Below are 13,116 nucleotides of genomic sequence, written 5' to 3'. Positions count from 1 at the left end.
TATTCACTATTCACTATTCACTATTCACTATTCACTATTCACTATTCACTATTCACTATTCACTATTCACTATTCACAATTCGCTATTCACCGTTTAGCAATCGGCACGTAGTCGCGTTCCGGCGCACCTGTATAGAGCTGGCGCGGGCGGCCTATCTTCTGGTGCGGATCCTCGATCATCTCCTTCCACTGCGCGATCCAGCCGACGGTGCGGGCGACCGCGAACAGCACGGTGAACATGGTGGTGGGGAAGCCCAGCGCCTTCAGCGTGATGCCGGAATAGAAATCGACGTTCGGATAAAGCTTCTTCTCGATGAAATAGGAATCGGTCAGAGCAATCCTTTCCAGTTCCATGGCGATGTCGAGCAGCGGATCGTCCTTGATGCCGAGTTCGCCCAAAACCTCATGTGCGGTCTTCTGCATGATCTTGGCGCGTGGATCGTAGTTTTTGTAGACGCGATGGCCAAAGCCCATCAATCGGAACGGATCGTTCTTATCCTTGGCGCGGGCGATAAATTCCGGGATGTGGTCGACTTGGCCGATCTCGCCCAGCATGTTCAAGGCTGCCTCGTTGGCGCCGCCATGGGCCGGTCCCCACAGGCAGGCGATGCCGGCGGCGATGCAGGCGAACGGATTGGCGCCGGACGAGCCGGCGAGGCGAACGGTCGAGGTCGAGGCGTTCTGCTCGTGATCGGCGTGCAGGATGAAAATGCGCTCCATCGCACGCGCCAGCACCGGGTTGATCTTGTATTCCTCGCACGGCACGGCAAAGCACATATGCAGGAAGTTGGCCGCGAAATTCAGCTCGTTCTTGGGGTAAATGAAGGGCTGGCCGATGTGGTATTTGTAAGCCATCGCCGCGATCGTCGGCATCTTGGCGATCAGCCGCATCGATGCGACCATGCGCTGGTAGGGGTCCGAGATGTCGGTGGAATCGTGATAGAAAGCTGACAGCGCACCGACCACGCCGCACATCACCGCCATCGGGTGGGCGTCGCGGCGAAAGCCGGTGAAGAAGCGCGACATCTGCTCGTGCACCATGGTGTGGCGCGTGACCCGGTAGTCGAAATCGTCCTTCTGCGCCTTGGTCGGCAGTTCGCCGTAGAGCAGGAGATAACAAACTTCGAGGAAGTCGCCGTGCTCGGCCAACTGGTCGATCGGATAACCGCGATGCAAAAGGATGCCGGCATCGCCATCGATGAAGGTGATTTCCGACTCGCAACTTGCCGTCGAGGTGAAGCCGGGATCGTAGGTGAAGGCCCCGGTGGTGCTGTAAAGCGCGCCGATATCGATGACGTCAGGTCCGACCGAGCCGCTTCGCACCTTGAGTTCGTGAGTTTTGCCGCCGAATTCAAGTTTCGCGGTCGACGCGTGGGTTTTGCCGCCAAATTCCATTTTTGTCGCAGCTTCGGACATTGCAAACTCCTTTTTGTTTTCTCATGTCGGCAAAGGCAAAATTTCTGCAACGCAACACGTCGAAAGTATCGGAGTTCGCGCGTTTGCGCCCGCAATTGGATTGCGTGCCAAATTGGGCCAAGACCTAATGTTGCACTGCGAAACCCACCTTTCAATGCCAATCTTCTTGGGCCAGTTTTGCTAATCGATTTGATCCGCGACGCGCGCCAGGCTTTCCTCGCGGCCAAGCACGGCAAGCACGTCGAACACGCCGGGCGAGGTGCTTTTGCCGGTTAGCGCGGCGCGCAAAGGTTGGGCCACTGCGCCAAGCTTATGGCCGCCGGCGAGCGCATATTCGCGGATCGCCGCTTCCGCCGCTGCGGCCGTCCAATCCCCTGAAATCGCCTTCAGCGCCGCATGGGCGCCCCGCAGGATCTCGCGCGCCTCGCCGCCGAGCAGCGCCGCCGCCTTCTCGTCGATCGGCAGCGGCCGCTCGGCAAACAGGAAGGCGGCACCGTCGACCAGCTCGACCAGCGTCTTGGCGCGCTCCTTCAAGCCGGGCAGGGCGGCCAGCAACTGCGCCTTGCGTGTGTCGTCGAGGCGCGCTGCGATCGCCGGGCCGCCTTCGAGATAGGGCAAGGTGTTGATGAAGATATCGAGCAATTCGGGCTCGTTCATGCGCCGCATATGCACGCCGCTCAGCGCCTCGAGCTTGGCGAAGTCGAAGCGGGCGGCCCCCTTGTTGACATCGCCGATGTCGAACCACGCAATCATGTCGGTGATCGATATGACCTCGTCGTCGCCGTGGCTCCAGCCGAGCCGCGCCAGGTAGTTGAGCAGTGCCTCGGGCAGATAGCCCATGGCGCGATAGGCTTCAACGCCGAGGGCGCCGTGCCGCTTCGACAGCTTGGCGCCGTCGGCGCCATGGATCAGCGGGATATGCGCCATTGACGGCACCTCCCAGCCCAAGGCTCGATAGATCACCATTTGGCGGGCGGCATTGGTCAGATGGTCGTCGCCGCGGATGATGTGGGTGATGCCCATGTCGTGGTCGTCGACGACGACGGCATGCATATAGGTCGGGTTGCCGTCCGAGCGCAGGATGATGAAATCGTCGAGGTCCTTGTTGGGGAAGCGGACTTCGCCCTGCACGCGGTCATGTACCACCGTCTCGCCTTCGGCCGGCGCCTTGATGCGGATCGCGCCCCTGGCGCCAACCGGTGCCTCTGACGGGTCGCGGTCGCGCCAGCGGCCGTCATAGCGGGGAGGCAAGCCCTTGGCCCGCGCACTCTCGCGCATCGCCTCCAGCTCGGCCGGCGTCGCATAGCAGTAATAGGCTTTGCCGAGGCGCACCAGCTCCTCGGCAACCGCGCGGTGGCGCGGCGCGCGCTCGAACTGGGATACCGGTTCGCCGTCCCAGGTGAGGCCGAGCCAGGAGAGCCCATCGAGGATGGCAGCGGTTGCCGCATCGGTCGAACGCTCGCGATCGGTGTCCTCGATGCGCAGCAGCATCTTGCCGCCAGTGTGTTTCGCATACAGCCAATTGAACAGCGCCGTGCGCGCCCCGCCAATATGCAGGAATCCGGTGGGCGAAGGGGCAAAACGGGTGACGACCTTGTCGGACATGGAACTCCTGGGCAAGCGCAGAAAACGGATGTGGTGCGCGGACTTTCGCGCGTCGCGCGTTCATGTAGCATAGGAGGTCAAGGGCGCAAGGGGCGAACCCTATGGCTGGACCAGGCCGCGGCGTGGACGAGAGCGAGGGCGCGACCGCAAGCGTCAGCGAACGATCGCTGTTTGCCGACGTTCCTCGCACTGAGTCGCTACCCGTTTCGCTGCCTGCGTCGCCGCTGAGCATCCAACCTCTTTCGCCGGATCGCCCGGCGCCGATACCGGCTTCAGCACCCGGCCCTGTCATTCGTTTTCGCCGACAGCTCAGCCATCTTTCACCATCCGGTGTCCGCAACAGCGTGGCCGCGGCAGCCGGCCTGGAACTCGACCGGGGCGTCGCCTTCCTGCTGGTGCCGGTTTTCCTGGCATGCGGGGTGATCGTCTATTTTTCGCTTGCCGTCGAACCGGACTTTGCCCAGCCCATCGCCGTCGTGGTCCTTACGGCATTGTGTGCGGCCGTCACGCGCTCACGCCGCAAAACGCACCTGTGCTTCATGGCAGCGTTGCTGTGCGCGCTTGGTGTGCTCGCCGCCAAGGTTGAAACCTGGCGCGCCGGAACGAAGATGCTCGGTTCGGAAATCCAGACCCGGCTGACCGGCCGTGTCGTCAGGCTCGACCAGATGGCGAACGGCCGGATCAGGCTGACCATCGATGTGATGTCGACCGCCCGGCCGACACTGCGTTATGCACCCGAACGTGTCAGGGTGTCGGCACGCAAGATTCCCGCTGAGATGACCGCAGGCTCGGTGGCAACCGGCTATGTGAGGCTTCTGCCTCCGACTGGCCCGGTCAGACCGGACAGCTTTGACTTTTCCTTTGACAGCTATTTCGCCGGTATCGGTGCCAGTGGCTTTTTCCTCGGCAGTCCAAAGATCGTCGTCTCCGAAGATGCACCGTTAACCGCACGCCTTTCTTCGTCGATCGAGAAGGCGCGCGAATCCATCGCCGACCATATCAGGGACAGCATCGGTGGTGCCGAGGGGGAGATTGCCGCTGCGCTGATCGTCGGCGTGCGTGCCGGCATCCCCGAAGAGATAAACGAATCGATGCGGCGCACCGGCATCTACCACATCATCTCCATTTCCGGCCTGCATATGGCGCTTGTCGCCGGCACCGTCATGGGATTGCTGCGCGGCGCCTTTGCGCTGTTTCCCGACTTTTCGTCGCGCCGGCCGGTCAAAAAATATGCGGCTGCTGCCGCACTCGTCTCCATCGCTGCCTATCTGATCTTTTCCGGTATCGTGGTCGCGGCTGAACGCAGCTTCATCATGCTGGCGGTAATGCTTGTCGCCGTGCTGTTCGACCGGGCGGCACTCACCATGCGCAACCTGGCGATTTCGGCCATCGCCGTTATCGTCGTGTCGCCGCACGAGGTGGTCGGCGCAAGCTTCCAGATGTCGTTCGCCGCGACTGCGGCTCTCGTGGGCGCCTATGCCGGTTGGTCCGACTATCGTGCCGACAAGGCCAAGGCGCCGCGACAGCGACGGTCACCGGTCGCTTTCGTCACGCGCAAGCTCGTCGCCGGGGCAGGCACCATCGCAATGACCTCCATCATTGCCGGCAGCGCCACCGCGCTCTTCGCCATCTGGCACTTCCAGCGCGTCTCGCCGCTCAGCCTGTTCGCCAATCTGGCCGTCATGCCGATCGTCACGATCGTCATGTTCCTGGCGGTCCTCAGCGCCTTGGCAATGCCTTTCGGCCTCGACGGCCCTTTCCTCTACATGATGGGCAAGGGCCTGACGGCGATGATTGCAATTTCGGGATGGATCTCGGAGCGTTCGCCCGTCGATGCAGTCGGCCTGATTTCGTTGCAATCGGTTCTGCTGGTGACGGTCGCCTTAGTCATCGCCACGATGGCGACGACATGGCTGCGGCTTGCGGCACTTCCCTTTGCGCTCGCCGGCCTGCTGACGATTTCCGAGACGCGCATCCCCGACGTGCTGATCTCGGAGGATGCGCATCTGGTGGCGCTGCCGATCGGCGGCGGCGAACTTGCCGTCAACCGGATGCGTTCGAACGAATTCACCACCGACAACTGGAAACATGCGCTGGTTTCAACAACGATCGTCGAGCCGGAGACATTCGAAAAAGGAGATGTGCGGTTCGACATCGCCGATCCGGCCGACCTGCCGCCGGGAGCGCCTTTCACCTGCACTGCCGGCCTGTGCCTGGCCCGGCATCCGTCCGGCGCGCTCATCGCGCTCGCCGACAACCGCAAAACCGCGCGGCCGGCCTGTGCCTTTGCGGATTTGATCGTCATCGACGATGCCACAGCCTATTACAAACCCTGCCGCAACCCGCTGGTTCTCGTCGTCACCAAACGGCAGCTCGCTCGCATGGGCAGTGCCGCCGTCTTCTTCGATCCGCTATCGGCGACAACGCGCGCAGAAATCCGTTTTGCCGTCAGACAGCCATATAGGCCCTGGCATGAGCAGCGGCGATTTTCGCGCGAGGCGAGGGGCCTGCCGCCATACCGCAGGGCCGAGAAACCCAGGAAGCCCGCCGTTCAGTAACGCCGGATCAATCCGACGAGCTTGCCCTGCACCTTGACCCGGTCCGGCCCGAAGATGCGCGTCTCGTAGGCCGGATTGGCGGCTTCCAGTGCGATAGAGGCACCTTTGCGGCGAAATCGCTTCAGCGTCGCTTCCTCCTCGTCGACCAGAGCGACAATGATCTCGCCAGGCTGGGCGGTGTCGGCGTTGCGGATGATGACCGTGTCGCCGTCGAAGATGCCGGCCTCGATCATCGAATCACCCTTGACCTCCAGCGCGTAGTGCGTGCCGCCGGTGATCATGTCCGGTGGCACCGAGATCGAATGCGTCTGGTGCTGGATGGCGTCGATCGGCACACCGGCAGCGATGCGGCCCATCACCGGTATGGAGACGGTGGCAACGACGTCGTCGTCATTGCCGGCAGCACGCATGCGCGAAGGCGCTGGCTTGATCTGGCGTCCGAGGCCGCCCTGGCCAAGGGAGCCTTGAATGACGCTCGGCGAGAATTTGCGCGCCGCATTGAGGCCCGGCGCGATCGAATCGGGCAGGCGCAGCACCTCCAGCGCGCGGGCGCGGTTGGGCAGGCGGCGAATGAAACCGCGTTCCTCCAGCGCCGTGATCAGCCGGTGGATCCCCGATTTGGAGGCGAGGTCGAGCGCTTCCTTCATCTCGTCGAACGAGGGCGGAATGCCGCTTTCCTTCAGCCGTTCGTGGATGAACATCAGCAGTTCATGTTGTTTGCGTGTCAGCATCGCGACCCCCAACAGAATCAGAAAAACAAACCCAGAACAAACACTATCTGTTCCAGTTGTGTTCCGCAACCATTTAAAGTTTAATGAATGTGTTGACGTTTTGTTCAGCGTAGCATCAGCACGCTGCAGGCGGCGCCCGCTGCGGCTGCGGGAGCGAATGGCTCGCGCACGACCAGTCCGTTGGCGTCGGCCAGCATTCTGAGCATCGAGGAATCCTGGATACTGAACGGCGTTGCCTCAAGCGTGCCAGCTTCTTCCTTCACCACCGCGCGTACATAGTCCTGCCTGAGATCGTTAGCCGGCATGGCGGCGCCGAGCCGCGCCTGACGCATGTCCTGGCGGAAGGCGCGGCCGCCGAGCCGCGCCAGCAGCGGCTTCAGAAAGAGCTGCGTGCAGACCAGGCTGGCCACCGGATTGCCAGGCAGGCCGATGCAGCGGATGGCGCCCAGCCGCCCGAACATCAGTGGCTTGCCGGGCCGCATGGCGATTTTCCAGAAATCGAGCGCCATGCCTTCGCCGGTCAGCACGTCATGGACGAGGTCATGGTCGCCGACCGAGGCGCCGCCCAGCGTGACGATGACGTCCGCGCCTGCGGCGACGGCTTTTGTCACCAGCGCGGCGATCGCGTCCTTGCGGTCGGCGGCGATGCCGAGATCGAGGGCGCTGGCGCCGACCGAGCGGGCCGCGGCGGCGACGCCATAGGCATTGGAGGAGATGATCTGGCCGGGGCCAAGGTCGCTGCCCGGCGGCAGCAATTCGTCGCCGGTGGCGATGATGGCGACCAGCGGCCGTTTCACCACGCGGACCTGCTGGTGGTTGGCCGACGCCGCCAGCGACAATGCCGCCGGATCAAACAGGCGGCCTTTCTCCAGCAGCATGTCGCCCTGCGAGAAATCGAGCCCGAGGCGGCGGATGTTGCGGCCTTCAACCGTCGGCGCGGTCACTTCGACCATGCCGCCGCCGAGGTCGCGGACATTCTCCTGGATGACGATGGTGTCGGCGCCTCCGGGAAGCGGCGCGCCGGTGAAGATGCGCACGGCCTGCGCCGGGCCGACTGTCCCGGCAAAGCCGCGTCCGGCCGGCGCCATGCCGATCACCGAAAGTCTCGCGGGCACGGAGGCGACATCGTCGGCCCGCACGGCATAGCCGTCCATGGCCGACGCGTTGAATGGCGGCTGGGTGCGGAGCGCGATGAGCGGCTCCGCCAGCACGCGGTCGGCGGCATCCATCAGGGCGACGCTTTCAGCCTGCAAGGGCGCAGCATCCGCAAGCAGGTGCTCGAGCGCCTCGGCGACCGCAAGCAGCGCCATTATTGGCCTGCCCCCTGGGCATCCGCCTTGTAGTCGCCGGATTTGCCGCCGGTCTTTTCCACCAGCCTGATGCCGGAGATGGCCATGCCGCGATCGACCGCCTTGGCCATATCATAGATGGTCAGGCAGGCGACCGAGACGGCGGTCAGCGCTTCCATCTCGACGCCGGTCTTGCCGGTGACGCGGGCCAGCGCCGTGACCTTCAGGCCGGGCAGCTTCGCGTCAGGTTCGATGTCTACCGATATCTTGGTCAACAGCAGCGGATGGCAGAGCGGGATCAGCTCATGCGTCCTCTTGGCCGCCATGATGCCGGCGATGCGCGCCGTACCCAGCACGTCGCCCTTCCTGGCATCGCCGTCGAGAATCATTTTCAGCGTTTCGGGCCGCATCGAGACAAGACCTTCGGCGATTGCCGTGCGGGTCGTCTCCGCCTTGTCGCCGACATCGACCATATTGGCTTCGCCTTCTGCGCCAAGATGGGTGAGGGCGGCCGACATCGTCAGGTCACCCTGGAGCGACGTGCGTCCGTTTGGACGCACAAACTACACTCTGACGCTTTGTATCTATGCATCATGCTCTCCGAACATCGATTCCGATTTTCGGGCAGATGCATTGGCGGGCGCGTTGCCCGTCAAAAGCAGGTGCGTCGCAGTGGCCACGTCCAGTTGCCGCATCAGGCTCTCGCCGACGAGGAAAGTGCCAATGTCGCTCCGTTCCAGCCTGCGGCAGTCCTGGTGCGAGAAAATACCGCTCTCGCTGACCAGCAGCCGGTCGGCCGGCACCATCGCCGCGAGCCGCTCCGATGTCTCGATGCTGGTTTCGAATGTCCGGAGATTGCGGTTGTTGATGCCGATCAGCCGCGACGACAGTTTCAGCGCGCGTTCCGTCTCGGCCTCGTCATGCACCTCGACCAGCGCGTCCATGCCGAGCTCGAAAGCCGTCGTTTCGAGTTCCCTGGCCACGGCGTCATCGACGCTCGCCATGATGATCAGGATGGCGTCCGCGCCCCACGCACGGGCCTCGAACACCTGATAGGGCTCGAACAGAAAATCCTTGCGCAAAGCCGGCAATGTCACGGCGCTGCGCGCATCGGTGAGGAATTCAGGCGCCCCTTGGAAAGACGGCGCATCGGTCAGCACCGACAGGCAGGCAGCCCCACCTTTGGCATAGGCCTGGGCCAGCGCCGGCGGATCGAAATCGGCGCGGATCAGGCCCTTGGACGGGCTCGCCTTCTTGATCTCGGCGATCAGCGCGAAACTGCCGGATTTGCGTTTGGCTTCAAGGGCCGAGAGAAAGCCGCGCGGTGCATCGGTAGCCCTCGCCCGTGCCTTGATTTCGGCAAACGGCACCCGTGCCTTCGCCGCCGCGATCTCGTCGCGCTTGTAGGCTTCGATCTTGCGCAGGATATCAGACACGGCGCTATCCGTTCGAAATCTCGACCAGCCGGTCAAGCACCTTTAGCGCCCGGCCGCTGTCGATGGCTTGCGCCGCCGTCGCCATGCCATCGGCAAGCGTCGTCGCCTTTCCCGCCACCACCAGTCCGGCGCCGGCGTTCATCAGCACCGTATCGCGAAAGGCGCCGGCAGCGCCGCCCAGCATGTCGCGCAGCGCCTGGGCGTTGTAGGCGGCATCGCCGCCGCGCAACTCGTCCTTGGTATGCCGCTTCAGCCCGACCGCTTCCGGGGTCAGCGTAAAGCTGCGGATCTCGCCGCCGACCAGTTCGGCGACTTGGGTTTCGCCGGTGGTGGTGATCTCGTCATAGCCGTCGCCATGGGCGACCCAGGCGTGGTCGGCGCCCAGTGCCTTCAACGTCTCGGCCACCGGCATGATCCATTCCGGCAAGAAGACGCCAACCATCTGCCTGACGACACCAGCCGGATTGGAGAGCGGGCCAAGCAGGTTGAAGATTGTGCGGGTGCCGAGCTCGGCGCGGATCGGGCCGACATGCTTCATCGCCGGATGATGCGCCGGTGCGAACATGAAGCCGACGCCTGCGTCGTGGATGCAGCGGCCGATCGTTTCCGGCGGGATGTCGAGCTTGACGCCAAGCGCGGTCAGCACGTCGGCGGCGCCGGTCTGCGAGGACAGTCCGCGATTGCCGTGCTTGGCCACCGGCACGCCGCAGGCGGCGATGACGAACGCGGATGCGGTCGAGATGTTGACGCTGTGCGAATTGTCGCCGCCGGTGCCGACGATGTCGATGGCGCCAGCCGGCGCGTCGACGCGCAGCATCTTGGCGCGCATGGTGGCGACGGCGCCGGAAATCTCGCTCACAGTCTCGCCGCGCACGCGCAGCGCCATCAGGAAGCCGCCGATCTGGCCGGGCGTAGCGTCGCCCGACATGATGATGTCGAAGGCATCGCGCGCTTCCTCGAAGGAAAGGGAGCTGCCAGCGGCGACCTTGGCGATATGGGTCTTGAGCGCGCTCATCTGGTCAGGGCTTGGGCAACGGCGGTTTGGTCGATGCGAACGTCATATTGCGTCTGCAGCTGCGCCACCAACTGGTCGAGAAGGTCGTCGGACATGCCGGCGGTGAACGATTTCTGCTCGTCGTCCGGCACCGAGCTGGCGTCGGCTCCGGCAGGCTCGAACACTTCGGCAATCCTGAACAGGATCTGTCCGTCGCCGGTGGGCGAGGGGATCAATCCGGTCCCGCCTTCGCCTTCGCCGAACATAGCAGCCGCCCCTTCCTTGCCGAAATCGGCGTCGTCCGCCCCGCGCTTGACGCCGCGCTTGGTCTGCTTCTCAAGCTTGAGCTCGCTCGCGATCACGTCGAGCGTAGTGCCGGCCTCGAGACGCTTTTCGAGCTCCTGCGCTTTTGCGGTGAGCCGCTTGGTCGTTTCCGCCGCCGTCCAGTCGGCCACCACCTTCTGGCGGACTTCATCCAGCGTGCGGTCGCGGGCCGGCGTGACCGAATCCACCTCGTAGAACACGAAGCCGTTGTTGGCAGTGGTGAGGTCGGGATTCTCGGTACCGGGTTCGGCATCGAACACCGCCTTGATCAGCTCCGGCGATTCCGGCAGATCCTTGACGATGGCGCCGTCCGGCCTCAGGCCGGTGCGATCGATCGCGTCGACGGTGACGACCTTCAGCTTCAGTTTTTCGGCCGCTTGCTCGAGCGTGCTGCCCGAAGCGCGGCTGTCTTCGTAACTGTCATGCACGTCGAGCAGAATGCGGCTTGCCTCGCCCAGCGCCAGGTCCTTGCGGATGTCGGCGGCCACTTCGGCCAGCGGCTTCACCACTTCGGGCTTGATCTCGGTGACGCGCAGCAGCACCGGACCGAAGGCGCCCTGAACGACCGGGCTGACTTCGTTGACGTTGAGCGCAAACGCCGCATCCGCCACCGCCTTGTCGGCGATTTTGTCCTTGGACAGCGTGCCGAGCAGCGTGTCGGCCTGCGTCTTGCCCTCGGCGGCGACGAGTTTGTCGAATGTCGCGCCGGTCTTGAGTGAATCGAGCGCGGCCTTCGCGGCATCGGGCGTTTTGAACACGAGCTGTTCGATGGTGCGCGTTTCCGCCGTGGTGTAGCGCCCCTTGTTCTTGTTGTAGTCGTCGTTGACCTGCTGGTCGGTCACGGCACTCACATCCATGATGTCTTCCGGCTCGAGCCTGACATAGGAGAATTTGCGGTATTCGGGCGCCGCATAGGTCTTCTTGTTTTCCTCGAAATACGCCGAAAGCGTAGTGTCGGATGGCGCTTCGATCGGCTCGACCAGCGATTTCGGCAAGGTCAAATAGTCGATGGTGCGGTCTTCGCCACGATAAAGCGCGACCGCCTTCAAGAACGTATTCGGGGCCTTGAGGCCGTCCGAAACCGCCTCGACGATCTGCTGGCGCACAGCCACCTGGGCGCGATTCCTGAGATAGTCTTCCGGCCGCATGCCGACCTGTTGCAGTATGTATTCGAAAGTCCTTCTGTCGAAGTTGCCGCCGGGACCCTTGAAGGCCGGGTCTTCATGCGTGAGTTGGGCCAGCCGGTCCTTGGACAGCCCAAGCCCGAGCTTGCGGGCCTGCTCATCGAGGACCGCGCCCGACACGAGTTGCGCCAGCACCTGGTTGTCGAGGCCGAGCGCCGTCGCCTGCTCGCGGCTGATGCGCTGGCCGAATTGCTGCGACATCACGCTGATCTGCCGGTCATAGGCCAGCCGATACTCGTTGATCGACACTTCAGTGCCGCCGGCCGTGACAACGGCGTCGTGGCCTGCAAAACCACCGACCATCTGTCCGGAAATGCCCCAGACGGCGAAGCTCAACACCAACAATATCAGCAGCGCTTTCGCGATCCAGGTCCCAGCCGCGCTTCTCAAGATACCAAGCATGGTCACTTCCGATTTTTTCGCGCATTTTCGCATGCGCCGAGTCTGAAACAAGCGCAATAGCGTCCTTCCGGCCCACTGTCGATTGCTTTGTGGGCTGAGTTTGGTAGTGAGGACGCAGCCGAATATTGCCCGGAGAAGCAAATCCCATGACGCTTGGAATCCGCCCGCTGGTCGCCGGCAACTGGAAAATGAACGGCACCAGCGCCTCACTCAACGAACTCAGGATGATCGGCAACGGCTTCATGAGCGGGCTCGATGCCGAGACCGAAGCGCTGGTCTGCGTTCCGGCGACGCTGCTTGCGCATGCCGCGGAGATCTTGTCGCGCACGCCGGTCCGGGCCGGGGGCGAGGATTGCCACAGCAAGGAGAGCGGCGCCCATACCGGCTGTATTTCGGCCGAGATGCTGAAAGATGCGGGCGCCAGTCACGTCATCGTCGGCCATTCCGAACGCCGCGCCGATCAAAACGAGGACGACGCCATTGTCCAGGCAAAGGCGTCCGCCGCGTGGCGCGCCGGGCTGGTTGCCATCATCTGCATCGGCGAGACGAGAGCCGAGCGCGAGGCGGGCGCCACGCTCGACGTGCTGTCGCGCCAGGTCGCCGGCTCGGTGCCGCCGAATGCAACGGCATCGAATACCGTCATCGCCTACGAGCCGGTATGGGCGATCGGCACGGGGCTGACGCCGACTGCCGCCGACGTTGCTGAGGCGCATGCGCATATTCGCGAAAAACTGTCGGAAAAGCTTGGCAGCGCAGCGGCAAAGATGCGCATCCTCTATGGCGGCTCGGTCAAGCCGTCGAACGCGGTCGAACTGCTGGGCGTAAAAAATGTCGACGGCGCGCTGGTCGGCGGCGCCAGCCTGAAGGCGGCGGACTTTCTCGGCATTGCCGAAGCCTATCGAAACATCTCCTAAAGCGCGTCGCGTTTGGCCGGCCTAATGCGACGCGCTTTAGGTTGTTGTTTTTACGCATGTCGTTATCGCAAAACCGCTGCACACCCTCGGGTCAGGCCCAAGGGCATGCTTTTGCGCGACATGCTTTAGCATCGAAAGGCTGTCGGGCACTTTGGATACTGTGCCGCAGCGGAAAATGTTGCAACGGCGGCATTGCTTCCCATATTCCGGCCACGGGCTTGGAATTGCCGTCAAAGCATTGTATTGAGCCCGCCTCCAAATCA

Annotated in this window: 10 protein-coding genes; 2 read left to right on the top strand and 8 right to left on the bottom strand. The window is 63.4% G+C overall.

Annotated elements, in window-relative coordinates; all coding sequences use genetic code 11:
- Positions 1-87: 87 nt before the first annotated feature.
- Positions 88-1,416 (bottom strand): citrate synthase, encoded by a 1,329-nt coding sequence (gene gltA / locus AC0L2Z_RS24890; protein WP_031255684.1) that lies wholly within the window; start codon positions 1,414-1,416, stop codon positions 88-90.
- 180 nt (positions 1,417-1,596) lie between these two features.
- The gene (gltX, locus tag AC0L2Z_RS24885; protein ID WP_287228160.1) at positions 1,597-3,021 is read right to left on the bottom strand and encodes a glutamate--tRNA ligase; all 1,425 of its coding nucleotides are present in this window, start codon (positions 3,019-3,021) and stop codon (positions 1,597-1,599) included.
- A 101-nt stretch (positions 3,022-3,122) separates the two neighbouring features.
- On the opposite strand from gltX, the gene AC0L2Z_RS24880 reads away from it, so the two are divergent.
- Positions 3,123-5,579, top strand: coding sequence for a ComEC/Rec2 family competence protein (locus AC0L2Z_RS24880; protein WP_473629568.1), 2,457 nt, complete (start codon positions 3,123-3,125; stop codon positions 5,577-5,579).
- Here AC0L2Z_RS24880 and lexA read toward each other — a convergent pair.
- The 6 genes from lexA to AC0L2Z_RS24850 all read right to left on the bottom strand — a co-directional run bounded on the left by lexA (position 5,573) and on the right by AC0L2Z_RS24850 (position 11,939).
- The gene (gene lexA / locus AC0L2Z_RS24875) at positions 5,573-6,310 is read right to left on the bottom strand and encodes a transcriptional repressor LexA (RefSeq protein WP_023801235.1); all 738 of its coding nucleotides are present in this window, start codon (positions 6,308-6,310) and stop codon (positions 5,573-5,575) included. The genes AC0L2Z_RS24880 and lexA overlap by 7 nt on opposite strands.
- Positions 6,311-6,414: 104 nt before the next feature.
- Positions 6,415-7,620, bottom strand: coding sequence for a molybdopterin molybdotransferase MoeA (locus AC0L2Z_RS24870; protein ID WP_287173747.1), 1,206 nt, complete (start codon positions 7,618-7,620; stop codon positions 6,415-6,417).
- On the bottom strand, positions 7,620-8,117 hold the full coding sequence (moaC, locus tag AC0L2Z_RS24865) for a cyclic pyranopterin monophosphate synthase MoaC (RefSeq protein ID WP_128172418.1): 498 nt from the start codon (positions 8,115-8,117) through the stop codon (positions 7,620-7,622). The genes AC0L2Z_RS24870 and moaC overlap by 1 nt, the downstream gene beginning before the upstream one ends.
- A gap of 66 nt (positions 8,118-8,183) precedes the next feature.
- Entirely contained in the window at positions 8,184-9,035 is an 852-nt protein-coding gene (gene trpC, locus AC0L2Z_RS24860; RefSeq protein WP_473629567.1) for an indole-3-glycerol phosphate synthase TrpC, read from the bottom strand.
- Between the two features lie 4 nt (positions 9,036-9,039).
- Positions 9,040-10,050, bottom strand: coding sequence for an anthranilate phosphoribosyltransferase (trpD, locus tag AC0L2Z_RS24855; RefSeq protein WP_023801239.1), 1,011 nt, complete (start codon positions 10,048-10,050; stop codon positions 9,040-9,042).
- A complete protein-coding gene (locus tag AC0L2Z_RS24850) occupies positions 10,047-11,939 on the bottom strand; it encodes a SurA N-terminal domain-containing protein (protein ID WP_287228156.1) in 1,893 nt (630 codons plus the stop codon). Before AC0L2Z_RS24850 ends, trpD begins: the two co-directional genes overlap by 4 nt.
- A gap of 146 nt (positions 11,940-12,085) precedes the next feature.
- Here AC0L2Z_RS24850 and tpiA point away from each other — a divergent pair, with 146 nt between their 5' ends.
- The gene (gene tpiA, locus AC0L2Z_RS24845; protein WP_473629566.1) at positions 12,086-12,853 is read left to right on the top strand and encodes a triose-phosphate isomerase; all 768 of its coding nucleotides are present in this window, start codon (positions 12,086-12,088) and stop codon (positions 12,851-12,853) included.
- Positions 12,854-13,116 lie beyond the last annotated feature (263 nt).

It is taken from the genome of Mesorhizobium sp. WSM4850 (assembly GCF_055811735.1).
Note: the sequence above shows the minus strand (reverse complement) of the source record. Positions and strands in the feature narration are given on the sequence as shown.

Coding starts and splice junctions, on each gene's coding strand:
- AC0L2Z_RS24850 (WP_287228156.1), bottom strand. CDS start 11,939: ATGCTTGGTATCTTGAGAAGCGCGGCTGGGACCTGGATCGCGAAAGCG.
- gltX (WP_287228160.1), bottom strand. CDS start 3,021: ATGTCCGACAAGGTCGTCACCCGTTTTGCCCCTTCGCCCACCGGATTC.
- gltA (WP_031255684.1), bottom strand. CDS start 1,416: ATGTCCGAAGCTGCGACAAAAATGGAATTTGGCGGCAAAACCCACGCG.
- AC0L2Z_RS24880 (WP_473629568.1), top strand. CDS start 3,123: ATGGCTGGACCAGGCCGCGGCGTGGACGAGAGCGAGGGCGCGACCGCA.
- tpiA (WP_473629566.1), top strand. CDS start 12,086: ATGACGCTTGGAATCCGCCCGCTGGTCGCCGGCAACTGGAAAATGAAC.
- moaC (WP_128172418.1), bottom strand. CDS start 8,117: ATGTCGGCCGCCCTCACCCATCTTGGCGCAGAAGGCGAAGCCAATATG.
- AC0L2Z_RS24870 (WP_287173747.1), bottom strand. CDS start 7,620: ATGGCGCTGCTTGCGGTCGCCGAGGCGCTCGAGCACCTGCTTGCGGAT.
- lexA (WP_023801235.1), bottom strand. CDS start 6,310: ATGCTGACACGCAAACAACATGAACTGCTGATGTTCATCCACGAACGG.
- trpD (WP_023801239.1), bottom strand. CDS start 10,050: ATGAGCGCGCTCAAGACCCATATCGCCAAGGTCGCCGCTGGCAGCTCC.